Here is a 21,695-nt window from a genome sequence, read left to right as displayed (position 1 = left end):
ATCCTGCATAACGTATATATGTTTCGCATAAGCCGTCTGCATAGCTGATAAAATAATCATGGATATCACACAAAAACCAACGAAACCGTAAGACAGAAAATTTATAAAGAAACAGATTAAACCTTACAGGAAGGTGGTACTGTATGCTGTATAAGCGATATCTTCTGGCAGGCGTTATTCTTCTTACAATAATTCTACTGATAATGTTTGCAGAATTTATGGCAGGACCAACCACAGAATATCTGCAGTCGGAGAATACGCATAATCTTAAAATCGACACGATCGGTACAGCCGTTTTGGTCTTTATTCCACCAGCTCTGGCAGGATTTTATATTGTAGCCAGGCACAGGATGAAAAAGAGAGAAAAATAGAAGACAGGATATCAGAGTTTTAATACACCGCAGCCACAGCCACGTGTAAGCAGGAAGTCCATTTTGGACATAATTTCTTCTTTGTGGAAATCAGAAAGTTCCCCGAACTCATCCTTGTGTTTATCCAGAATATGCTCTTTCATTTTTTCTTTTACTTTTACAGGATCGTTATCTACAACAATGAAATCATCATTGAACCCGAGATCCCTGCATTTTAGTATATGAACTATGATAAAACCTCCCTGTCTTAAAATAACTGCTAATGGTTTATTAATCTTGTTTAGGTACCGGTTATTCCGCGATATCGTCGGACTACAACAGGAAAGATACACCTATCAGTATGAACAAAGCACCTGCCACAAGGGATATGGTTCTTTTATTGATCCTCTCCATTATCAGTTTTCCAAGGAAGATGGCAGCAGCTGAGAGTATAAACAGAGCAAAGACCACACCTATGAAAACCAGGATCGGTTCATACTGCGTGGCAAACAGGGCAGAGGCAAGCTGGGTCTTGTCTCCCATCTCGGCAACAAGTATCAGAGCAAATCCGGAAACAAATGGACTTTTCAACTCATAAGAGCCTTCATCGTCCTCTTCATCCCTTTTAACCAGAGTGATAATACCAAACAATATGAATATCAGTCCAGCACCTATTCTCACATACTCCATGGGAACCCTTTCGCTAATGAAACTTCCAAGTAATATGGCTAGTCCGTCTGTCAGGACGAATGCCAGCATAACACCTGCAAGCAAAGACAGGTATTTCCGGGTTTTTGTGGACAGGATCAGCACCGCAAGCTGGGTCTTGTCACCCAGTTCAGCAAGACCTACCAACAAAAAAGGAATCAGAATGTCCTGGATCATGAAGCAAATACCTGCAATGTCTTATTTAAAACAAACCATTGATGTTCATATATGAGGGGACTTTGTTTTTGGCCAGAAATGGAAGTTTAATGAAAATCAATTATTTGCTGTTGTAAAGACTATCAAATAAAATCAACAATAAAATATATATAGTAATTTACAGCCGATTTCCGACTTCCGGAATAAAGTTTATTAGCTAAAACAAGAAAACGGCTTCCTTATACACCATTGGACAAGCCAAAAAGAGGGGAAAACAAAAAAATATAAATATATCTTGAAGCCAACCGCTAGCCTACTATTGCTAGCCTAATTTAGGAAGAGGCCGGAAGTAGGAAGACCGGCCTAAAAATAGTATTTTAAAATAGAGGAAGTGAATATGCATGGTAAATCTTAGGCAACCAAATGCAAATGAAGCTACGAAGACCTTTAACAGGTCAAAGAGCGTTGTACCAATGTCAGGTATCTGTACACGTTGTGTGGACGGATGCCGTGGAAACTGTGAAATTTTCAAGTCTTCATTCAGAGGACGTGAAGTTCTGTACCCCGGACCTTTTGGTGAGGTCACAGCCGGTGCTGACAAGAACTACCCCATAGACTATTCCCACATCAACATTCAGGGATATGCTGTCGGCGCCGAGGGTATGCCAGAGGATATGGAACCAAGTCCCGAAACCGCAAGATTCCCGAACGTCAGTACTGAAACCGAGTACGGCTGGGATAAGAAGGTAAAGATGAGAGTACCGATCTTTACCGGAGCACTCGGTTCCACAGATATCGCAAGGAAGAACTGGGAACACTTCGCAATCGGTGCGGCTATTGCCGGTGTCACAATCGTTTGTGGTGAGAACGTATGCGGTATCGACCCCGGACTTAAGAGGGGAAGCGACGGCCTGGTGACAGAATCACCGGAAATGGATCGCAGGATCGAGCTTTACAAGAAGTTCTATGACGGCTACGGTGAGATGTTAGTCCAGATGAACGTCGAGGACACAAAACTCGGTGTTGCTGAATACCTTTCCAGCAAGCACGAAATGGACACCATTGAGCTGAAATGGGGACAGGGTGCAAAGTGTATTGGCGGAGAGATAAAAGTAAGCGACCTGGACCGTGCGATCGAGCTCAAGAAGAGAGGTTACATCGTTACACCTGATCCTGAACTTGCAGCCGTACAGGAAGCATTCAAGATGGGCGCCATCAGGGAATTCGAAAGACACTCAAGACTCGGCTTTGTCACTGAAGAAGGATTCCATGAGGAATGTGACAGACTCAGAGACCTCGGTTTCAAGCGTATTACCCTGAAGACCGGTGCATACTCCATGGCAGAGACTGCAATGGCAATCAAATACAGTTCAGATGCTAAGATCGATCTTCTGACATACGACGGTGCACCGGGAGGTACCGGTATGAGCCCATGGCCGATGATGGAAGAATGGGGAACTCCGACATTCTATCTCCAGTCACTGGTATACGAGTTCGCAGAGAAGCTCAAATCAAAGGGTAAGAGAGTACCTGACCTTGCAATGGCAGGAGGTTTCTCAAGTGAGGACGGTATCTACAAGGTACTTGCAATGGGTTCACCTTACTTCAAGGCAGTATGTATGGGCCGGGGCCTTATGATTCCGGGCATGGTTGGTAAGAATATTGGCAAGTGGCTTGAAGAAGGCAACCTTCCAAAGACAGTATCCGAATTCGGACACAGGCCTGAAGAGATCTTTGTTCACTACGAGGAACTCGAAGAACGCTATGGCAACGACATCAAGGATATTCCACTTGGTGCCATAGGTATCCACTCATATGCCGAAAAGACAAGGGTCGGACTCCAGCAGCTCATGGCAGGTTCCAGAAGGTTCAGCCTTCCGACACTTCAGCGTAAGGACCTTATGGCGCTTACAGAGGAAGCCGCAAAGGTATCAGGCATATCTTACGTGATGGACGCCTACAGAGACGTTGCAGAAGAAATACTCGATGGATAAGTAAGCCCTGCTTACTTTTTCTTTTTTACTTTTTTAAAAATAATAATTGCCGGAAGTCTTTAATCCTCGACTTCCATTGCCTGGATGATGTCATTTACCGTAAGCTCCCCCCTTGCAACCCTCAGAACCATGGGATAGATGTAAGAGCAGTCATCCATAGCAGCCCAGCGCTCCTCACCCACTCTCCTGATAAGTTCGTCCATAACCTTTCCGCAATCGTTACAATATCTTGTATTACTTTCAGCTCCGCATACAATACAATTCATAATTAACCTCCACTTTTGTATCCATTGTGAATCAATGGTTATTTTAAATGTGTGCTTTGATAGTATTTAGTTCTTGAGTATAGCAGTATAAAGCTGCCCTGACCTTAAACCCCGATCCCACTTTCAATACCGGTGAGAATATACCGCAGCGTTATATTAATATCGGACCAACCAGTATTGAGCAGCACACATAGCTAAAATAGAAAACACAGACCTGAGGTGAAAGTGTGTCTGATGATCTTTTTAATCTTAAAGCAGGATATGTCAATTTTAAAAATCCCATTGCACTAGCCCCAATGGGAGGTATAACAGATAGTGATTTTGCTAATAAGCATGCAGCCGATGCAGGGCTTGTGATACTCGGAGGATATAACCTTGATGAGAAAACACAGCAGGCTGCAGCTGACATGGTAGCAAGGGGAAGGGAAGAGTTTGTCTCAGACGATCCTTTCGAACATATAGAACAGGAAATCAATGCTGTAGGTAGCGGACCTTCAGTTGCCGTGAATGTGAGAAGTACCGATCCGGAACCATTGGTCAAGGCAGCTAGAATTGCAAAAGATGCAGGGGCCATTCTGGAGCTGGATGCCCACTGCCGCCAGGAGGAAATGACCTCCATAGGTGCAGGACAGGCATTGTTAAAAGACATACCCAGGCTCACCGAATTCGTGAAGAAGATAAAGGAGACCGGTGTTGTCCTCTCCGTAAAGGTCAGAGGAAATGTGGTCAACGACATTGAGCTTGTAAAGGAGTTGGAGTCCGCAGGTGCCGATATACTGCATCTGGATGCAATGATGGAAGGAGCAGGAGCAGACCTCAGGCTCATCAAGAATGTACGTGACTCCACATCAATGTTCCTCATATGCAACAATTCAGTAACCGATTTTGGAACGGCCAAGAATATGTTCTCAAGGGGTGCTGACATGGTCTCGGTTGCAAGGGGAGTTATGGACAACCCTGCACTTATAGGCCAGCTTGTCAAAAACGTTACAATGCTCCATGAGGACATGGGATGGTACAATGCTCCGAAACATGTATGCAGAGGAGAGGGTGATCTCAGAGGGCTTACATTCTGCTGTCTGCCTGTTAAACAGTGTCCGGTGCATGGAAAGATAGAAAAGCTCGGGTTTACTGCACAGGAGTTTGCAGATCTGAAAATGGACTTTGCAAAGGGTACAATGCTGGAGTACGGAGACAGCACGTGCTTTGGCAGTCTCGTATGGTGCTGTAAGATCTCAAAACCATGCTTCCTCAGGGACGGCGTGCTGGAAACTCTTGGACTTTCCGATGCTGAATACATGCGCCTGAAAAAGGAACTTGCAGACCATATACTTGAGAAGTCGAAGAGCCGGTAAGTATCACATATCGGATAGATGAGCCAAAAGCAAAGCTTCACTGTCAGAAGGGATGGCTATCCCCTGAGATCATATATCGCACGCTGTGCCCAGCTTGCCATGTGCCTGGAAGTGTCGGCTTCCCCGAAACCAGGAAACATAGACCGGCATGATGACTATGAGGACACACGTTACGAGCATTTCCTGGCATCCGCCATAAGCATGTATCCTGTGATGGAGGAGGCAGCTGAAAGTTTGCATGGTGCCGGGGAGCTGATAAAAAAGGCAGTCAAGGAAAGTGTCAGCTGGCAGAATGGAGGAAACACTCACTTTGGTGCCATTATACTGCTTGTACCACTTGCCATGGCAGCAGGAAAGACCTTTGATCAAAAGGATATGTTCACAATCGACGAGCTTACGAAATGTGCGCATAATATAGTGAAAAATACAGACACTTCTGATGCTATTGAGTTCTACGGTTGCTTTGACACTGCCGGTGTAAAGGTAAATCCCGTGGACGAGTTCAGCCTGCAGGATGAAAGGGCAACAAATGAACTTACAGAAAAAAACGTCAGTCTCTATGAACTCATGGAAATTGCAAAGGAATATGATCTGATAGCAAATGAATGGGTCTCGGGTTTTAAGAGATGTGCAGACTGTGCGGAGATTATTATAGGAGGTTTGCAGGACAGGATACTTCCGGGTAAGATTGATGTCGATATCAATGATGTGGTGGTTTACTCTTTTCTGAAAATACTGTCAGAGAATGAAGATACTTTCATTACCACCAAGTTTGACAGTAAAACTGCCCTCACGGTTTCATCTCAGGCAAAGTCTCTGCTACAAAATATATATAGTAAAGAAGTTAATTTTACTGATATAAAAGCCTCAATTGAAAAAATGGACGCAGAACTCCTGGAAAAGAAGATCAATCCGGGATCAACTGCCGATATAGTAATTGCCGGCATATTCATTGCTTTGCTTGCAGGAGTCAGATATTAATGTTGGATAAGGATTTTGATATTGACAGTTTCGGACTATATGAAGGAATATCCGAAACAATTGTTACAACTAACAAGGGCTGGACACCGAACGCAGCACCCATGGGAATCATACGCAAGAAAGACAAGCTGTTTATCAGACTCTTCAAGGGATCGAATACCTATGAGAATGTGCTGGCCGAGAAGAAGCTGGTTGCAAACATCACAAACGACCCCATACTATTTGCCCTTTCCACATTCACTGAACTGGATGATTCTGAGTTCGAATCAAAGACCTTCAACAATATAACGATATCCACATTAAAAGAAGCACAGTGCTGGGTTGCCTTTGAGTGCGTGAATTCGAAACTTACAAGTGAAGCTTTTATTTCCGAGCTTGTTCCGATCTATGCACATATTAACAAGTGTAAGATACGGGCTCCCAATCGTGGATTATACGGTGTTATCGAAGCCTGCATACATGCAACCAGGTATCAGCTTACAGAAGATGACAAATACCTGAAGTTGATCAAGGCATATGGTGACATTGTGGAAAAATGCGGCGGGGAAGCTGAGAAAGAGGCTATGAAGCTTATCTACGAGTATCTCTAGAAAGGCGGCGGAAAAATATAACCTGGAAAAATCGTTGTGGTCGCTATGAGAAAAACAGTCGCATGGGGCATCACAGGTGCCGGACATTTCCTTACATCAAGTTTTAAGGTATTCGACCAGATAAAAAAAGAACATGACATCAGAGTTAATACTTTTCTTTCCAGTGCAGCCGAAGAGGTCGTCAGGATGTACGGGCTTGAAAAAGAAATGGAAAAGATATCATGCGGAGAATACCTGGAGGAAATCTTTCCAGAAACACAGCAGGGAAAAAGCTGGCCTAAAACCGGTCGTTTTCTCCTTGACAAATACGATGCGCTTTTTGTGACACCTGCTACATCCAATACCGTATCCAAGATAGCAAGCGGTACCGCAGACTCACTTGTCAGCAATGCTGTGGCACAGGCTGTTAAGGGAAGTGTGCCTGTCTATGTGGTACCTGTGGATATTGCAGGGGTTGTTGTATCAGAACTCCCCTTCGGGATTGATAGAGAAATGTGCCGCAAATGTGATCCATGTCCTCCGTGGGAAGCATGTCCCAACGAAGCCATCACCGATCAGATAGACCTGCTAAAGTGCAGCGGATGCGGCATATGCAAGGAACTATGCGAGTTCGATGCTATCAAGGGCGGACCTGTTACGCTGAAAGTAAGGGACATAGATGCAAGAAATGTCGAAATTGTAAGGGAACTTGAAGGAATAACTGTTCTCGAGCAACCTGAAGATATACTAAACATTCTTTGAGCGATGTGATCTTCTGGACCTTCTAAGTCGGGTCTTTGCCTTTTTTAAATGACCTGCAAACATCTGCTTCACAACGTATGAAGCCGGGGTCAGGCGTCCACCGGCACTTGTCCTGCCTTCCCGAATAGCATCCAGAACCGCTTCCACGCTTCTCTCAGAGACATCGATCTCCGCATATGATCTGCCAACCATAGGAGCTTCGTGCGCATCACTTCCTCCGACATGAGGCAGACCAAGCTCATCCGCAACTTTTCTGGCCTTATTATTCGGTCCCTTCGTCATGCAACGGGAGTTCAGGACTTCCACAGCATCCGCATCAAGGCCCTTCAGATACCCTATTCCATGGGATGTTGTCTTGTAAGGATGTGGAATCACTACTACAGCGCCCTGTTCATGCGCTATTCTGATAGTCTCTTCAGGACTTAAGCCCGGTTCTATTTTTTCCTTAACACCTAAAACCAGTATGTGTCCCTTTGATGAGCTGACCTCCACACCAGGGATAACAATCTGTTCGGAGCCGATCTCAAGCGCCCTTCTGGCACACTCAAGACCACCTTCAATGGAATCATGGTCACATATTGCAAATCCGTCCAGACCGTTCTTTGCAGCATATTCCAGTATTTTATCATGCTCTGCATAGCTGTCCTTGGAAAAAACAGAATGAACATGGAGATCGAATCGCATAGGAGAATCTAAGGGCTGAGAGCTTATAAGGATTTTTATGGAAGATTAGTAGAAAAGTAGTGGCGAACGGGAAAATAGAAGTTTGTGGTTGGTTGGGTGGTTGGATAGGATTGGTGGTACATTAGAGAAGTTACCCGTTCGCATGTTTACAAACAACTTTATCGTATTTATATGTTACGTATACCGGAAACTTATATAATTTATCACTGATTTACTTTTTTTCCTGTAAAAGATTTTGCTTTGCTAATGATACTTTCTCTGGCTTCGAGGTCAATATTTATCGAATCGTCGTAATCAACATTGTGAACAACACCCTCATCGAACAACCAGGAGAGTGTGGACATTCCCTCTTCGGAAAGGGGCAGAGAAAGCTGCACACGGTCCCACTCTGGTAAATGCCTGCGTATTTCCTGCTTTAATGCATCGATCCCAAAACCTGTTTTTGCTGAAACTGCCACTGGATTCGGTGCAAGGTATCCAAGATTGAGCATGCGGTCATCCAGTTCTTCTTCCGTGAGCAGGTCGGCTTTATTGAAAACCGTTATTATTTCCACTTCCTGCAACTGCTCCCACATTGTCTCATGGCTCACGGAAAGTTTACGGTGGATGGTTTCCACGAGCTCACTGGAATCCACCACAAGGAGAACAATATCCGCAAAGAAAATCTCATTGAGAGTGGAACGGAACGCATCCACCATCCAGTGTGGCAAATCCTCGATGAAACCCACCGTATCAGTCAGCAGGACCTCCCTACCCTGAACTGTCAGGGACCTTGTCGTTGGGACCAAAGTTGTGAACAGCATGTTCCTTACGGTTTTGCTTTCATCAACAAGCATATTGAACAGGGTGCTTTTGCCGGCATTGGTATAACCTGCCAGGGCTACAAGGGAAAAGCCCTTGGAGTGACGGAAAGTGCGCAGTGAATCCCTGTCACGGTCCACATCACGTAGCTCATCCTTTATACGTGCAATACGATTCTTAACATCCTGTGCATAGGAATCCTCATAGCCTCCAAGACCCATAAAACCAGGGCGCTCTTCCTTTTTCAGTATGGATACTATTGCCCTTGCCTTTGGCAGTTCGTATTCAAGCCTTGCAAGCTCGACCTGTAACTTTGAGCGGTGTGTTGTGGCACGGCTTGCAAATATTTCCAGGATAAGCTGGAATTTATCGATCACTTCACAGCGACAGATCTCGGATATGTTGTAGACCTGCATTGTACTGAGCTGATTATAAAAGATGATCTTGTCAGCTTCCACATTCTGAACAAGCTGGGCAAGCTCCTCCACTTTTCCACTTCCGACCTGGTACTTGGGATCAGGATGCCTTGTCTGTGTCAGTTCAGAGACCACGGTATAACCTGCGGACCCTGCAAGCTCTTCAAGCTCCCTCAAACGAAGTTCGTTATCATGATCCTCGCTGCGGGGATCGTTTCTTTTAACAAGAATAGCACGTTTCATGATATGACAACAATAAGTTTGTTTACCTGATATTGAGTTCCCTGAGCAGAAGATTCCTTGCACTGAGAGATACATGGTGCGTGATCTCCATACAACGCCTTTCACTTAAGGATTCTTCATATTTGAAATCCATTGTGAACATACTGTCTATTAGCCATTGCGGCCGGTTATACATGTCGCCCGGCTCGGTGACGATTGTACCCTCGAAGCGTATTTCTGAGACCGTATCCTCGATCATCCTCACAACCATGGGAACATCGGGTGCGGAATCTTCCCTGAAGGAACGTATGCTGATCTGGTTCACCTTTTCAACATGATCCGGGGTTACGGATGCAGCAACCGCAGCACAGACCATAAGATAATAATCATCCACCCTGTGCCTGCCCGAAATGTCCACCGCAATTATCTCAAACATCCTTTGAAAGAAAATGGCGTATGATATTTAATGTATACGACTGCTCGGTCCTGAGCATTATTAAAACCAAAATTACATCTTGATCCTTCTGATATCAAGATACATCATCTGTTCATGCTCTTCAATAGCATAGAGTATTCTTTTTCTTACACTATTGGCAAATCTTACTGCTCTTGACATTACAGGAAGTATAAATTCATAGTTATATACCCTAAAATGAGTTTCCAAATTAAAATCCAGTTTTTGGTACAATTCTTGAATATCTAAGGTCAGAATATGCTGCAAGGTTTTTGGAAAATCTGACTCAATTGATGATGCAAGTGATGAAGAAATATCACTGTCAAGATAGTAGCCTGTATCTATTTTTAGTGTTTATAATACATAAGATGATTATAATAAAAGTGGGCTTAAATTAAAATAATGACTTAAAATCAGCAAACAAGAATAAACATAATCAATCGACCTAACTCAACTATTGATAAAAATACTTATATAGTAGCAAATACTTATATAGTAGCAAATACTTTAGACAAACGTTACATTGTAAAAATAACACAATACCACCTAAAAAAATACTATATTGCAATGTAAAATTAAAAAGGAGCCAAATATAATGAATATGAAACGAATAGGTATTGTATTTTTAGCTTCGTTAATCTTGATGGCAGGATTTGCGAGTGCGTCTGATGAAAAATCAGTAACAATAACTGATGAAGAGCGACTAGAATTAATTACTAAATTAGAAGGTACAAATATAACAAACGGCGAATTTATCAAAATAGCATTACCTGAATTATATGATGAATCCCCAAGCAAAGCTACTAGTGGATATTATCAACAAGAAAAAGTATGGTTTGGTTCATCTGATGTAACAAATAAAACAATTGATACTGACTTGGGTACAAAAAGTTTACCATTTGGTATTATGATGGGTACATCATCTATTGAAAAAGAGTCATCAAATATTAAATTTTCAAGCAAGTCAAATTTCTATGGAGCAACTCCAGTAGAGGTATATGTATACTCGGGATTGTATGATTCTAGTAGTAACTTAATTGGATTTTGTGCAAAAACAGCTGCATCAACCAAAGAAATAGAAGTAACGGCATATAAGCATTATTCATCTGGAACCTATAAAGTTGATGGTGTCCATGAGGCAGTTGCTCCACCTGGTTATGCTCCAGCAGTAATTACTTGTACATCATCATCTGGATGGGAAAACTTATAAAAATTAAATATGAACTAAAGCATATTCATTTTTTTTATATTTTGAGGAAACTATGAATCTAGCAGCCCTGAAATCAAAGAAAATATCAATAGTTCTTGGTACATCAGTAGCGATATTATTAATTGTGTTTGCTATTTTACAAATGCAATCAATAGGCTTTATAATGAGGCCTGGTCCTAAAAATAGTACTCTTGTATATGTATTAAGTTGCATTTTGCTGACTATTATAGCATTTGTATGTGAAAGAGAAGATAATAAAATATTAAAGTTGCTGGCTAACATTTTGTGGATTGTACTGTGGATTTTAATTATGTCTGGATTAATAATAGCAATGATTTATCTAGACATATTAATGGAACTGTAAAATGTAAAAAATGATAGAATAAGATTACATCTTTATCCTGCCAATATCAACATACGTGATCCCATCCCTGTCCTCAATTGCATAAAGCATTCTTTTCCTGACGCTGTTGGCAAGCCTTATGGCCCTTGACATAACCGGGAGCATGAACACATGATCTGTTGCAATGGAGTGTATCAGGTATTCGGAGTGCGGAATTTTGTCAACGGATACCATCTCTGCATAAACCCTGAAATGTGTTCCGAACTTAAAACCGGTCTTTGGTACAAGGCCGGAGTTACGCAGATCATTATATGCCATGTACTTACGCATGAAATCAGGTTCGATGGAAGAGGCTACAGAAGAGAAATCATTCAGGTCCATACTTTCTTCTGAGTCGCTTTTCTGAATATCTATCAGACCAAGTTCCAGAAGATAGGCCGATTCCACAAGAGAGAGTTGCAGACGTTCATTATCAAGAGGCTTTCCGTAGAATCCGTTTCCATGAAGATACTGAGAGGATTCTGAATCCCATACGATTACACGATCTTCGAGAAGAGTGGTCCTGATCTCATCCTGAGCCGGATTGATAAGTTTTGTTTTACCTTTGACCTTTACTTTTTTGACCTCATAGTAGGTAAGATCACTTTCTTCGTCAACGATTGCAAGGATCATCTGCTTGCGTACGTTCTCTGCTGCATTGACCGAAGGAAGCAGGTCTGACAACGGCATTGGTATACGTTCGGACCTAACATACACAAAACTCTTTGCAGGAGTTTTCCCAGGATGACCGCCTCTGGGATATACCCTGAAGTCGGTGACACCGGACTGCACATAAAAGCCCCTTTCCCTGAGGTCTTTGTAGACGATATACTTGAGCTCGAAGTATTGCTGTCTTTTTGCAGCTTCAGTGAAGAAATCCTCAAATCCCAGGACCCCATCATCCAGTTCAATATCAAGCTTGTTCTTGTAAAGGAGATACGCCGCTTCTACCAGTGTCAGTTCGAGGCTATCGTCTTTGGGACGTCCGTAATAGCCATTTCTGTAAAGCTCGTTTATTGCCTGTTTTCCGGAAATTACACGGTCCTGCATTAGTCTTCCTATCAATGAGCTCACCTGTGAATTGAAAAGTAAATCAGGGGACAGATATCATACAATCTATTTAATCATAGTGGAACTGATAAACAGAAGACTCTCAGGTCAGGATAAGCTTATCGACATCTTCATGCAATAAATTAAAGTGATTATTGGAAGGTGACCTGGTTGAAACACTATAACATAGAGCACATTGGAATCATTGTGAAAAATCCCATAGAAATGGGACACTGGTACAAAAAGGTCATGGGATTCAATATCAGATTCGAAGCACAGGATGAAGAGAAGGCAGTTGCCTTTGTCACAGATAGCAGTGAAAAAGTTATGCTCGAATTCGGAAAAGTCCCTGATGTATCACCACTCAGCAGGCAAACAGACCATCACCTCCAGTTCCATATAGCCGTTGAAAGCAATGACCCGGAAAATGATGTGGAGCATTTTGTCAGCAATGGAGCCAGATTTATTGAAAAATGTCCTCTCAGCAGACCCGGAGATTATCTTATCGTACTGGAGGATCCGTGGGGCAATTGCATACAGCTTGTGAAGAGAGAAAGCAAAATATTAACCCCTAAAGCATCATACAATAAACCAGAAAACAAATAATCAATGGAGATATCGAAATGGAAGAACATCCTTTAAAGACAATCATGGACGCAGACCCGGAACTTTTCAACCTCACGGAAATAACACGCAACACAGCACTTGGGGAAGGAACTATTCCTCTGAAGTATAAGTTGCTCATGGCAATGGCCCTTGATGCAGCCGACGGCGCGGTGGAAGGCGTGAAAGTGCTCGCCATGCAGGCCATGGATGAAGGAGCAACAAAAGAAGAGATAATGGAAGCAATACGTATAGCCCAGTATATATCAGGGATTGGCAGTGTTTTTATAGCTTCCAGAGCCCTTCAGGAAGTGCTATGAACTTTTTTGCCTGACGGGTCTGGACACCTGTCAGGCTCTCAATGATCTGTCATTTGCGGATTGAGTATAAAGATATTGTAGTTCAGCAGAGCTGCAAAGGATACCCATATCAGATATGGAATAAGCAGCAATCCTGCAGCTCTTGATATTTTGTAGAAGAGCCAGATAGTTGCCACAATGGCTATCCAGAGAAAGATGATTTCTATCAAGCCCAGAAGTGGTGACTGAAAGCCAAAGAATAATAGCGACCACAGGAAGTTCAGGAACAACTGAATACCAAATATACCTATGGCTGTTCTTACATCACGTTTCTCCCATCCTTTCTTCCATATAAGATACAGGGCTATACCCATCAGAAGATAAAGTATGGTCCATACCACCGAGAATGTCCAGCTCGGGGGCACAAAGAAAGGCTTTTCAAGAGAAGCATACCAGGTCGGGATCGCAGGCGCTGTGAATATCGATCCAAGTATTCCAACAAGCTGACAGATAACTATTGATGCTATCAGTTTTTTCCAGTCGATATTCCCGGTATCCAACCTTACCACCCGTTTATAGTTAGAACTGAATGCTATATATTAACCCCGGTACAAAAATTCTGGATAAAGAGATATTAAAACAAAATTTATTATCCAGGCAGGCATAAACAATACCCGGGTGGTAAATATGGTTTACATGTCATATATGGCAACGGATATCCAGTCTACAGGATTCTGGATAATCATAATAGCACTTGCTATCTGGGAGCTTATCTGGAAAGGTATCGGTCTCTGGAAAGCTGCAAGAAAGGATCAGAACTACTGGTTCATTGCCATGCTGATATTGAATACAGCAGGAATACTGCCGATATTGTACATTTTCTTTTTCCAGGAAGGGGAAAAGGGATTATAAAAACCTTATTTCATTTATTTTTCTTCACAAAATCCACAAAACTTCCCGCAAATTCCCGGTATGAGCTTGCAACCAGATGAGCGTAGCAGCCCAGCGTATTATTTACAGTGAGTCCGTCCCAGCCATCAATTATACCGGTTCCACGGGAGAGTTTGATTGCAAAGCTTGCATCCTTTGGAAGTTCGGTAACTTCAGAATGATGGAACTCATGTCCACGGAAGGAATTACCTGTTTTGCCGATCACTGAATCCGTTGCCAGGGAACCTATATTGTAACTTACCACACGTTTATGACCCATAAGGGTATGTCCGGGGAGAGCTCCCACCATCTCATGTGTGGATTCGGGCATTTCCGCCATGTGGTGTGCCCCTTTGCCTTTCACACCTGTGCTCAGCTTCTCTGTAAGATACATAAGCCCCCCGCATTCAGCATAGATTGGCATTCCAGAACATGAAGCATCGAGGATATCCTCACGCATGGATACATTGTTCTCGAGTTGTTCTGCGAAAAGCTCAGGGTAGCCTCCTCCAAGGTACAGGCCGTCCACATCCGGTAACTTGCTATCGTTCACCGGGCTGAAGTATTCGATCTTTGCTCCTGCCATCTCCAGCAGTTCAAGATTATCGTGATAATAGAAGTTAAAAGCCTCATCAAGAGCAACTCCAATGACCGGAGCTTCATCCTCAATATCCCTTGGGGAGAAAACAGTTTCTGAAGGCCTCTCAAGATCAGGAGCTGCGTTGGCTGTTTCCAGCAGCCTGTCAATCCGGATGCCGTCCTTGATTGTGTCCCGGATAAATTCGATCCTCTCATCGAAATTATCAGCACGGCGACGCTCCTCTATAGCCGGTACAAGACCGAGGTGCCTCATGGATATCTTCATGGAACTGTTGCGGCGGATCACACCAACAACAGGAATACCGGTATAATGTTCAATTGCCTCTGTTGCTTTTTTCTCATGTCTTGGGCCGCCGATATTGTTGAGGATAACACCTGCTATGTGAACATCCTTATCGAATTCCTTGAATCCGCTTACAAGGGCAGCCGCTGAGCGGGTGATACTTCTTGCATTGATGATAAGTATAACAGAACATTGCAGGATCTTTGCTATCTGTGATGTGCTGCCTGTATCCGTAAAGCTGTCAAAACCTTCATACAGGCCACGCACACCTTCAATGATTGCGATATCGGCTTCCTCATCCACTTCCGCACCATGAATGAAAACATCTCTCACACCTTCCTCATCCATCAGGAAACCATCGATATTCCTGGCCCTGCGACCCGTGATCTCGGAATAGTAGCTCGGGTCGATATAATCAAGACCCACCTTATAGGGCTGGACTTTATATCCAGCCTCCGTAAGAGCCGCAAGCAGACCGATGGTTATGGTAGTCTTGCCAGAGGAAGAACTTCCCGCTGACAGGAGTATTCTTGGTATATGTTTTTTTTCCAAAGATGAAGAAGCAACTGACATGATTACCAGCTTTTATCTTGTGAGCTCACGCAGCCTTGCATCCTCAAGAGCTGCAGGCATGACCGAGCTGTCGTTGTTCATTATAGCATTTGCAAGTTCGCGATAAACACTCGCAACAGAGGAATCCGAAGCTTTTTCAAGAACGGAGAAGCCATCTCTCTCACAATCCTGAACTATCTGCTCCTTCGGGATAAAAGCCATAAGCTTGCTGCCGATCTCCTCCGAGAACTTCCTGACGATCTCCTCTTCCCTTGTAACACTTCTGGAATTGCAGATAATACCGGACAGAGGCGTGTTGATCTTGGCAAGTCCCCGGCATATGTTATTAGCTGCATAGAGGGGCATGTATTCCCCGGAGGTAAGAATATAGGCTTCATTCACCAGACCCTTGCGAATGGGGGCAACAAATCCGCCACAGACGATATCGCCTGGCACATCATAGATGATCAGGTCCATATCTTTCATGGATTCACAGACCTTACTCAGCTTCTGGATCGCAACAATGATACCGCGTCCCGCACAACCAATTCCAGGCTCGGGTCCGCCGACCTCCACACACTTGACACCTTTATAGCCTTCGAAAACAACGTCCTTTTCAGTTACATCGATCTTCTGCCTTAGAAGGTCAAGGATGGTAGGTATTCTCTTTCCACCAAGAAGTGTGATGGAGGAATCGCTTTTCGGATCGCATCCAATTATCATTACCCTGTGACCCTGGTCGGCACAGGCAGCCGCAACATTGGAAGCAGTACTGGATTTACCGATTCCGCCTTTTCCGTATATGGCAATCCTCTTCTGTGCCATTATACTCCCTCCTCAGTATCAAGCATATCCTTTGCTACCTCGCGCATGGTGGCTCCGAAATCGGATTCCACAATATTGCTAACACCCAGGGTCTTCGGGTGCAGGTCAATCTCAACAAGCACATGCTCATGGCCCATTTCCCTTAGTGGAATCACCTGTCTCGGCCCATTGGTCACGGATATTACCTCCATTTCCTGCATACTGTCCATGGGTATTGCATGAGGCACACCGGAAATCACAGCAAAATCAAAACCCGAATACTTTTCAGCGATAATATTACTGACCTTCTCCCCGGTAACCGGATACTCATCCATGCCGCCTATATTCTCATGGATTGTAACTCCCTTTTCCCTGAAATCATTCATTATGCTCTTTGCATGATGACGTACACGAGGAAGACCGAGACTGTCATCCACATTTGCCATGTTGATAACATTGTCTTCTTTACCAAGCTGTGCAGCGACTTCGTTAATGGCAACCGTGATATCAGCGAACATGTAGCCGGTCTCTTTCTTGGCATTCATAATGGTCAGACAGCGCTTGCCTTCTTTCAGATAGTTGATGATCTTCTGGGCAACTTTGTATTTCACATCGCCCCTGGAAGGTTCAAGATACTCCCTACTGGCCGCACCATGACGTTTCTCAACATTTGTGGCCTCTTCAAGCAGGAATTTCTGTCTTTCAAGTTCTTCCGGATCTATGATACCTGCATCACAAGCTGATTCCAGTGCCAGAAGCACGCCTTTGGTATTGTTCGGATATCCTGCATGAACCTCAACCTCTATAACAGGCACATCAAGATTGGCATCCTGGACAGGTTCGCGAAGTTCCTCACCGATGATCATGCTGGCACATGTTCCCACCACGCCTATTAACTTCGGCTGGAACATATCATTGACCTTTTCAAGCAGAGAAGAGAGCTCATCACGGCCTCCGAAAACAAAACCGTTCTCATCAAGAGCTGTTGTCACAACATGTATCCCGTCCTCTTCCAGAAGCCTTGCGTGTTTGAAAGAACAACCAGGCGGACCATGAAGGATGGCAACATCAACATTCAGGTCACGTAAAGTGTAAAGCGCCGCCACTATAGAGCTTGGCCGCGGATGTATGATTGCTAAATCGTTTCCCATCATATTCATTCCGTAACTGTGTTTGATAAGTATTATATGATTGACAGGTGATTGTCAAAGTGTCTCTGGAACTTATATTTTATTGCTATTTATGTCAATATAAGTATGAAATTGTATACTGCAAAGGCTGCAATTTTTCTGCATAATCTACTTCTTCATCTTATAAAAGCATCGTTCATTCTAAAAAAAGCCATATTTTGAAAGAGTTTAAGTGACAGATATCCGACTATCAACGGAAACATTTCACACATGACAGGATCAGATCACCTTTTGATGACAGGTCCAGAGCATGTTCAAGCCCTTCTTCCAGATGTGACAGATGGGTGATCTTATCATGCTGAACAGATCTCATTCTCTCACCGACAAGTATGAGTGAATCAATGTCCTCAATCCTCCTTGAGACAAGATCCGCTACATCCCCAGGAGGAAGGCCCTCACACACCTGTGCAGCCTCTTCGCCAAGCACCATTAACACCTTTCCGGAAGCATCCTTATCAGGCCTTGCAAGTCCGTAGTCAAGGGATTTCTCTGCAGAGCGGATATCCATTCCTGAGTTAGAGTTGTCTATGAGGATCCTGCCTTCAAGTTTTTTTTCCTGCATGCGGCCCGCAAGACCTGCAAAACCGGATATTCCATCAGCAACCACGTCTTCAGCCACTCCCATGTACAGGGCAACAGTACCCGCAACTGTAAAAGCGGTCGTATATGAAGAGGCATTATAAAATGAATTCACCACAGCAGTAAGCTGTGAATTATCAAAGGATAGAGTCACTTTTTCCCCGTCAAAGATCATCTGAGAATCAGCGGAAAAGCTATCCGAATCACTGAAAGTAAGGAATTTTATGCCACGTTTACGGGCCAGTTCCACAGCTTTTGCGTCCTGTGCATTGAGAAACAGAACACCGTTCTCTTTTGTATATTCCACCATACTCAGCTTCGCATCGCTTGCCATGGAACTGGAGGCGGCAATACCATAGTCCGGCTCCAGAGTGGTGATAATACCGATATCAGCATTACCTGTACCTCCGATGGAGATCTCGAAGATACAGCAATCCATGTGAACTTCTTCAGACTTGAGAATATCAACAGCATGAAGCACACTGCCAGGTGCTATACTCAATCCCGAATATATCCTTTCAGCTTCACCATTTTTCCATATCTCCAGCCCACGGGAGGTATGGAGGGCCACAGTCATATTCCTTGACAGAATTTCAGCAAGCAGAGATGCGGTACTGGTCTTGGCCTTCGAGCCTGTGACCTCAATGACCCTGACACCATCAAGGGATCTCTCATTTGACAGGATCAGTCCCACCGCACGGTGATGACTGATGATATCTGTGCCTTCCTCCATTGCGGACCTCAACATCTCATATGAAGGATCCAGGTGAACCGGGCTTATGATCAGATCCAGATTGTCCACGGGAACAGCTTTTTTTGATACCCTGATACCGTAGTCACTTTCCAGACCATGGAGAGTATTATCATCTACAGTATCATAGACATCAATCGCGGTGACATTCAGGCCAAGCTCACTGAGTTTACGGGTAATTATCATACCCGCATGTGTCAGGTCGAGAACTGCAACATTGCTTTTCGGAGAGAACATGAAAACTCAGGCCAGAGGATGTTACATGTCTATTTAACGCTATCCTGTGGTATCGGCATATACGAAGATAGAAAAAAGGTGAAAAGGTAAAAAGTATACAAAGATCTAAACTAAACAAAGAATAAGGAGGCGAGTATCAGCAGAACTCGTCGTCCTCTTCATCTTCCTTGTAGCTGTCAGCACCTACCATTGCAGCAGATATTGAGTCTATACCATCAAGCCATTCCGCCACAAGTCCGAACGGAACTTCCTCCATGGTCTTGTCGGACAGCTCGTTGCCTTTCAGGATCAATGCCCCGATCTCTGCGACAGTGGCAAGGGCAATCTCTATATCATCCGATGACTCGGCTTCAAGGGCAACCTTTACCAGATCATCAACATTATCCTTTTCATCGTAGTCCCCGCTCAGGTAGCATTCACATGCTGCGAAGCTGCCTATCAGGGATGTCTGAAGGGAATCGATCATAAGGTCCGCATCCTCGGATATGGGATCGACTTCTGTAAGCGCTATATCCCTGATGCGAGACAACATCTGCATTGCGGATTCGGCAGATATCTGACCGCGATCGTATTTTGCAATGATCTTAAGACAGGCAAGGATGATGTCGTCTTCCATATTGACAAAGATCGCTCCTTCTTTCCCCTGTGGCTCCTCGGACTCCTCAAACTTGAAATCGCTTTCCCTGACCTTGTTCAACCAGTTCTTCCAGCGTTCTTCCGTATAAAAATCATGATGAAGAAAATCATCTTCAGTACCAGACATTTCCTTACCTCTATTTTTTTTAAATTATTAATCGTAAAGTTTGCTATATTAATACGATTTATGTCGTTATATAAAACATATTCGAGACAAATCTCAATATTAGATATTCAGTTATAACTTAAGTTCCACCTTTTTCAGGGAACATCCCGACAGGAGTTTTTCGTCAATGTTTTCTATTACATTGCTTACGACACACTTGTCTCCCTTTTTGATACCCTCAGGGTATATCAGATCATAAAGACTGTCATCGAAATCAGTGCATTTCGGTGGTTCATAACTTATTTTTGCACCGGCGATCGCTTTATTGGAATCAATGGCAGCTACGATTGGGGAGCTAACTACCTCAACTGCAAGTACTCCGTTTTCATGGATGAAACATTCGTGAACCGTATCACTCCTGATCTTCACAACACGGTACTTGCGTCCGGTATCCAGGCTCAGACATGTTCTTTTCAATTTACATTTCTGGCATTCGCGTGACTCGCCGAGGAATACGAACTCCTCCCCTTCTTTTGCAAGTCTTGAGCCAACAAGAGTGATAATAGTATCTGTATCTGTCATTGGGTCACCTTGAATAATTAATTATGAGATTACTTTCGTTATGCGTGCAACTTTTTCAGCGGCAGCAGGCGTCAGGCCTGTTCCAAGTATAGTGTATCTTTCAGGTCGGATCGTATGTGCAACAAGAAGCGCCTCTAATATATACTTATCTTCAATACCAAGTTCTTCAGCAGTTGTGGGCGCCCCTATGGTTTCAAGAGATTCCTTAATGCTGCGCCAGTCACCACCATGAAGATACATCATCATAATTGTTCCCAGTCCGCACTGCTCTCCGTGCAGGGCATGTTCCGGGGCAACCATATCAAGAGCATGGCTGAACATATGTTCCGAGCCGGACGCAGGTCTTGAAGATCCTGCAATGCTCATGGCAACACCACTTGAAACAAGGGCTTTGACAACCATCCGGACAGAGCTTTCAAGATCTGGCTTAATCGAATCCGCCGAGTCGATAAGTATCCTCGCGGTCATAAGGGACAGGGCAGCAGCATACTCGCTGAAAGATTCATTGGTCAGCCGGTGTGCAAGTTCCCAGTCCTTCACAGCAGTATAGTTGGATATGATATCACCACATCCCGCCGCAAGTAGCCGGAAGGGAGCCTTTGATATGATCTCGGTATCGGCAATAACAGCCATGGGTGCATTCGCTTCCACAGAAGTGGCCTTACCCTCGGTACGGATCGATGCTCTTGAAGACACAATGCCGTCGTGTGAAGCTGCAGTTGGGACACTCAGGAACGGAACATCCGCCTGTGTAGCTGCATATTTTGCAACATCTATGGATTTACCGCTGCCGACTCCAATGAGATAGGAAGATTTGTGTTCGGTTGCTTCTTTTTTAACCCTTTCAACCTCGGACATGGATGCATCGGTGGAACTGACTACATGTGCATTGTAGCCGCAATCTTCCAGAAGATCACAGACAACATCACCTGCTATTTTCTTAGTGGTAGTACCCGTAACGATCAAAGGGTCCTTTCCGAGCTTCAGGTCTCTGCAGACATCACTGATATTATTTATGACACCATGGCCTACCAGAATATCTCGTGGTAGCTGCATCCATTTCTTCATTCCATCTTGCATCGGGATCAATTCTATACCTGCTGATTCACTTTGGATATACTTTGTAATATGATAGCAATATAGAAGGTCTGCCCTTATAAAATAATACCTGTTGTCAGAATTA

25 protein-coding genes are annotated in these 21,695 nt (G+C 43.9%); 10 read left to right on the top strand and 15 right to left on the bottom strand.

The window, feature by feature from the left end; genetic code table 11:
- The first annotated feature begins 143 nt into the window (after positions 1 to 143).
- Positions 144 to 371 (top strand): hypothetical protein, encoded by a 228-nt coding sequence (locus tag HWN40_RS03835; RefSeq protein WP_176964514.1) that lies wholly within the window; start codon positions 144 to 146, stop codon positions 369 to 371.
- A gap of 11 nt (positions 372 to 382) precedes the next feature.
- On the opposite strand, the gene HWN40_RS13620 is transcribed toward HWN40_RS03835, so the two are convergent.
- Together HWN40_RS13620 and HWN40_RS03825 are read right to left on the bottom strand one after the other, a co-directional pair.
- A complete protein-coding gene (locus tag HWN40_RS13620; protein ID WP_281361382.1) occupies positions 383 to 514 on the bottom strand; it encodes a hypothetical protein in 132 nt (43 codons plus the stop codon).
- 169 nt (positions 515 to 683) lie between these two features.
- Entirely contained in the window at positions 684 to 1,235 is a 552-nt protein-coding gene (locus tag HWN40_RS03825; protein ID WP_176964513.1) for a TMEM165/GDT1 family protein, read from the bottom strand.
- Positions 1,236 to 1,615: 380 nt separating this feature from the next.
- Here HWN40_RS03825 and HWN40_RS03820 point away from each other — a divergent pair, with 380 nt between their 5' ends.
- Complete coding sequence (locus HWN40_RS03820; protein ID WP_176964512.1) at positions 1,616 to 3,208, top strand: FMN-binding glutamate synthase family protein; 1,593 nt, start codon at positions 1,616 to 1,618, stop codon at positions 3,206 to 3,208.
- A gap of 59 nt (positions 3,209 to 3,267) precedes the next feature.
- Here the strand turns inward: HWN40_RS03820 and HWN40_RS03815 are convergent, their stop codons facing one another.
- Positions 3,268 to 3,474 (bottom strand): hypothetical protein, encoded by a 207-nt coding sequence (locus tag HWN40_RS03815; protein ID WP_176964511.1) that lies wholly within the window; start codon positions 3,472 to 3,474, stop codon positions 3,268 to 3,270.
- A gap of 227 nt (positions 3,475 to 3,701) precedes the next feature.
- Here HWN40_RS03815 and HWN40_RS03810 point away from each other — a divergent pair, with 227 nt between their 5' ends.
- The 4 genes from HWN40_RS03810 to HWN40_RS03795 are packed head-to-tail and all read left to right on the top strand — an operon-like array spanning position 3,702 to position 7,141.
- Positions 3,702 to 4,829, top strand: coding sequence for a methanogenesis marker 9 domain-containing protein (locus tag HWN40_RS03810; protein ID WP_176964510.1), 1,128 nt, complete (start codon positions 3,702 to 3,704; stop codon positions 4,827 to 4,829).
- A gap of 18 nt (positions 4,830 to 4,847) precedes the next feature.
- Entirely contained in the window at positions 4,848 to 5,810 is a 963-nt protein-coding gene (locus tag HWN40_RS03805) for a triphosphoribosyl-dephospho-CoA synthase (protein WP_176964509.1), read from the top strand.
- Positions 5,810 to 6,400, top strand: coding sequence for a DUF447 domain-containing protein (locus HWN40_RS03800; protein WP_176964508.1), 591 nt, complete (start codon positions 5,810 to 5,812; stop codon positions 6,398 to 6,400). Before HWN40_RS03805 ends, HWN40_RS03800 begins: the two co-directional genes overlap by 1 nt.
- A 45-nt stretch (positions 6,401 to 6,445) precedes the next feature.
- On the top strand, positions 6,446 to 7,141 hold the full coding sequence (locus HWN40_RS03795) for a dihydromethanopterin reductase (acceptor) (RefSeq protein WP_176964507.1): 696 nt from the start codon (positions 6,446 to 6,448) through the stop codon (positions 7,139 to 7,141).
- On the opposite strand, the gene HWN40_RS03790 is transcribed toward HWN40_RS03795, so the two are convergent.
- The 3 genes from HWN40_RS03790 to HWN40_RS03780 form a co-directional block, all read right to left on the bottom strand.
- Positions 7,127 to 7,825, bottom strand: a complete 699-nt coding sequence (locus HWN40_RS03790) for a CehA/McbA family metallohydrolase (RefSeq protein ID WP_176964506.1) — start codon at positions 7,823 to 7,825, stop codon at positions 7,127 to 7,129. The genes HWN40_RS03795 and HWN40_RS03790 overlap by 15 nt on opposite strands.
- 203 nt (positions 7,826 to 8,028) lie before the next feature.
- On the bottom strand, positions 8,029 to 9,285 hold the full coding sequence (gene hflX, locus HWN40_RS03785) for a GTPase HflX (RefSeq protein ID WP_176964505.1): 1,257 nt from the start codon (positions 9,283 to 9,285) through the stop codon (positions 8,029 to 8,031).
- Positions 9,286 to 9,307: 22 nt separating this feature from the next.
- Positions 9,308 to 9,700: a DUF2209 domain-containing protein gene (locus HWN40_RS03780; protein WP_176964504.1), complete on the bottom strand. Its 393-nt coding sequence runs from the start codon at positions 9,698 to 9,700 to the stop codon at positions 9,308 to 9,310.
- Positions 9,701 to 10,313: 613 nt separating this feature from the next.
- On the opposite strand from HWN40_RS03780, the gene HWN40_RS03775 reads away from it, so the two are divergent.
- Complete coding sequence (locus HWN40_RS03775; protein WP_176964503.1) at positions 10,314 to 10,928, top strand: hypothetical protein; 615 nt, start codon at positions 10,314 to 10,316, stop codon at positions 10,926 to 10,928.
- A 388-nt stretch (positions 10,929 to 11,316) separates the two neighbouring features.
- Here the strand turns inward: HWN40_RS03775 and endA are convergent, their stop codons facing one another.
- Positions 11,317 to 12,375 (bottom strand): tRNA-intron lyase, encoded by a 1,059-nt coding sequence (endA, locus tag HWN40_RS03770; protein WP_176964502.1) that lies wholly within the window; start codon positions 12,373 to 12,375, stop codon positions 11,317 to 11,319.
- Positions 12,376 to 12,531: 156 nt separating this feature from the next.
- Here endA and HWN40_RS03765 point away from each other — a divergent pair, with 156 nt between their 5' ends.
- Together HWN40_RS03765 and HWN40_RS03760 are read left to right on the top strand one after the other, a co-directional pair.
- A complete protein-coding gene (locus tag HWN40_RS03765) occupies positions 12,532 to 12,966 on the top strand; it encodes a VOC family protein (RefSeq protein ID WP_176964501.1) in 435 nt (144 codons plus the stop codon).
- 17 nt (positions 12,967 to 12,983) lie between these two features.
- On the top strand, positions 12,984 to 13,283 hold the full coding sequence (locus tag HWN40_RS03760; RefSeq protein ID WP_176964500.1) for a carboxymuconolactone decarboxylase family protein: 300 nt from the start codon (positions 12,984 to 12,986) through the stop codon (positions 13,281 to 13,283).
- 38 nt (positions 13,284 to 13,321) lie between these two features.
- Here the strand turns inward: HWN40_RS03760 and HWN40_RS03755 are convergent, their stop codons facing one another.
- On the bottom strand, positions 13,322 to 13,831 hold the full coding sequence (locus tag HWN40_RS03755) for a TspO/MBR family protein (RefSeq protein WP_246275967.1): 510 nt from the start codon (positions 13,829 to 13,831) through the stop codon (positions 13,322 to 13,324).
- Between the two features lie 118 nt (positions 13,832 to 13,949).
- On the opposite strand from HWN40_RS03755, the gene HWN40_RS03750 reads away from it, so the two are divergent.
- Positions 13,950 to 14,174, top strand: coding sequence for a DUF5652 family protein (locus HWN40_RS03750; RefSeq protein ID WP_218165481.1), 225 nt, complete (start codon positions 13,950 to 13,952; stop codon positions 14,172 to 14,174).
- A 10-nt stretch (positions 14,175 to 14,184) separates the two neighbouring features.
- Here HWN40_RS03750 and cfbB read toward each other — a convergent pair whose 3' ends face one another.
- From cfbB to HWN40_RS03715, 7 genes are all read right to left on the bottom strand, one after another.
- Positions 14,185 to 15,648, bottom strand: coding sequence for a Ni-sirohydrochlorin a,c-diamide synthase (cfbB, locus tag HWN40_RS03745; protein ID WP_176964498.1), 1,464 nt, complete (start codon positions 15,646 to 15,648; stop codon positions 14,185 to 14,187).
- A 12-nt stretch (positions 15,649 to 15,660) separates the two neighbouring features.
- The gene (gene cfbC / locus HWN40_RS03740; protein ID WP_176966265.1) at positions 15,661 to 16,455 is read right to left on the bottom strand and encodes a Ni-sirohydrochlorin a,c-diamide reductive cyclase ATP-dependent reductase subunit; all 795 of its coding nucleotides are present in this window, start codon (positions 16,453 to 16,455) and stop codon (positions 15,661 to 15,663) included.
- Positions 16,452 to 17,585 (bottom strand): Ni-sirohydrochlorin a,c-diamide reductive cyclase catalytic subunit, encoded by a 1,134-nt coding sequence (cfbD, locus tag HWN40_RS03735; protein WP_176966264.1) that lies wholly within the window; start codon positions 17,583 to 17,585, stop codon positions 16,452 to 16,454. The genes cfbC and cfbD overlap by 4 nt, the downstream gene beginning before the upstream one ends.
- Positions 17,586 to 17,811: 226 nt before the next feature.
- A complete protein-coding gene (gene cfbE, locus HWN40_RS03730) occupies positions 17,812 to 19,188 on the bottom strand; it encodes a coenzyme F430 synthase (RefSeq protein ID WP_176964497.1) in 1,377 nt (458 codons plus the stop codon).
- 136 nt (positions 19,189 to 19,324) lie between these two features.
- Entirely contained in the window at positions 19,325 to 19,951 is a 627-nt protein-coding gene (locus tag HWN40_RS03725; protein ID WP_176964496.1) for a DUF2150 family protein, read from the bottom strand.
- Positions 19,952 to 20,062: 111 nt separating this feature from the next.
- Positions 20,063 to 20,512 (bottom strand): UPF0179 family protein, encoded by a 450-nt coding sequence (locus HWN40_RS03720; RefSeq protein ID WP_176964495.1) that lies wholly within the window; start codon positions 20,510 to 20,512, stop codon positions 20,063 to 20,065.
- A gap of 21 nt (positions 20,513 to 20,533) precedes the next feature.
- On the bottom strand, positions 20,534 to 21,592 hold the full coding sequence (locus HWN40_RS03715; protein ID WP_176966263.1) for an NAD(P)-dependent glycerol-1-phosphate dehydrogenase: 1,059 nt from the start codon (positions 21,590 to 21,592) through the stop codon (positions 20,534 to 20,536).
- Between the last annotated feature and the right edge of the window lie 103 nt (positions 21,593 to 21,695).

Source organism: Methanolobus zinderi, from assembly GCF_013388255.1.
Lineage (GTDB): Archaea > Halobacteriota > Methanosarcinia > Methanosarcinales > Methanosarcinaceae > Methanolobus > Methanolobus zinderi.
The sequence above is the reverse complement of the archived record's forward strand: the minus strand, read 5'-3'. Positions and strand labels throughout refer to the sequence as shown.

What these genes read in the sequence shown, in the direction of transcription:
- cfbE (WP_176964497.1), bottom strand. Translation starts at nt 19,188, where the DNA reads ATGTTCTCTCCGAAAAGCAATGTTGCAGTTCTCGACCTGACACATGCG.
- HWN40_RS03825 (WP_176964513.1), bottom strand. Translation starts at nt 1,235, where the DNA reads ATGATCCAGGACATTCTGATTCCTTTTTTGTTGGTAGGTCTTGCTGAA.
- cfbB (WP_176964498.1), bottom strand. Translation starts at nt 15,648, where the DNA reads ATGTCAGTTGCTTCTTCATCTTTGGAAAAAAAACATATACCAAGAATA.
- HWN40_RS03760 (WP_176964500.1), top strand. Translation starts at nt 12,984, where the DNA reads ATGGAAGAACATCCTTTAAAGACAATCATGGACGCAGACCCGGAACTT.
- HWN40_RS03800 (WP_176964508.1), top strand. Translation starts at nt 5,810, where the DNA reads ATGTTGGATAAGGATTTTGATATTGACAGTTTCGGACTATATGAAGGA.
- HWN40_RS03815 (WP_176964511.1), bottom strand. Translation starts at nt 3,474, where the DNA reads ATGAATTGTATTGTATGCGGAGCTGAAAGTAATACAAGATATTGTAAC.
- hflX (WP_176964505.1), bottom strand. Translation starts at nt 9,285, where the DNA reads ATGAAACGTGCTATTCTTGTTAAAAGAAACGATCCCCGCAGCGAGGAT.
- HWN40_RS03775 (WP_176964503.1), top strand. Translation starts at nt 10,314, where the DNA reads ATGAATATGAAACGAATAGGTATTGTATTTTTAGCTTCGTTAATCTTG.
- HWN40_RS03750 (WP_218165481.1), top strand. Translation starts at nt 13,950, where the DNA reads ATGGTTTACATGTCATATATGGCAACGGATATCCAGTCTACAGGATTC.
- HWN40_RS03720 (WP_176964495.1), bottom strand. Translation starts at nt 20,512, where the DNA reads ATGACAGATACAGATACTATTATCACTCTTGTTGGCTCAAGACTTGCA.
- HWN40_RS03725 (WP_176964496.1), bottom strand. Translation starts at nt 19,951, where the DNA reads ATGTCTGGTACTGAAGATGATTTTCTTCATCATGATTTTTATACGGAA.
- cfbD (WP_176966264.1), bottom strand. Translation starts at nt 17,585, where the DNA reads ATGATGGGAAACGATTTAGCAATCATACATCCGCGGCCAAGCTCTATA.
- HWN40_RS03715 (WP_176966263.1), bottom strand. Translation starts at nt 21,592, where the DNA reads ATGCAAGATGGAATGAAGAAATGGATGCAGCTACCACGAGATATTCTG.
- HWN40_RS03790 (WP_176964506.1), bottom strand. Translation starts at nt 7,825, where the DNA reads ATGCGATTCGATCTCCATGTTCATTCTGTTTTTTCCAAGGACAGCTAT.
- HWN40_RS03780 (WP_176964504.1), bottom strand. Translation starts at nt 9,700, where the DNA reads ATGTTTGAGATAATTGCGGTGGACATTTCGGGCAGGCACAGGGTGGAT.
- HWN40_RS03820 (WP_176964512.1), top strand. Translation starts at nt 1,616, where the DNA reads ATGGTAAATCTTAGGCAACCAAATGCAAATGAAGCTACGAAGACCTTT.
- HWN40_RS03795 (WP_176964507.1), top strand. Translation starts at nt 6,446, where the DNA reads ATGAGAAAAACAGTCGCATGGGGCATCACAGGTGCCGGACATTTCCTT.
- HWN40_RS03805 (WP_176964509.1), top strand. Translation starts at nt 4,848, where the DNA reads ATGAGCCAAAAGCAAAGCTTCACTGTCAGAAGGGATGGCTATCCCCTG.
- HWN40_RS13620 (WP_281361382.1), bottom strand. Translation starts at nt 514, where the DNA reads ATGAAAGAGCATATTCTGGATAAACACAAGGATGAGTTCGGGGAACTT.
- HWN40_RS03835 (WP_176964514.1), top strand. Translation starts at nt 144, where the DNA reads ATGCTGTATAAGCGATATCTTCTGGCAGGCGTTATTCTTCTTACAATA.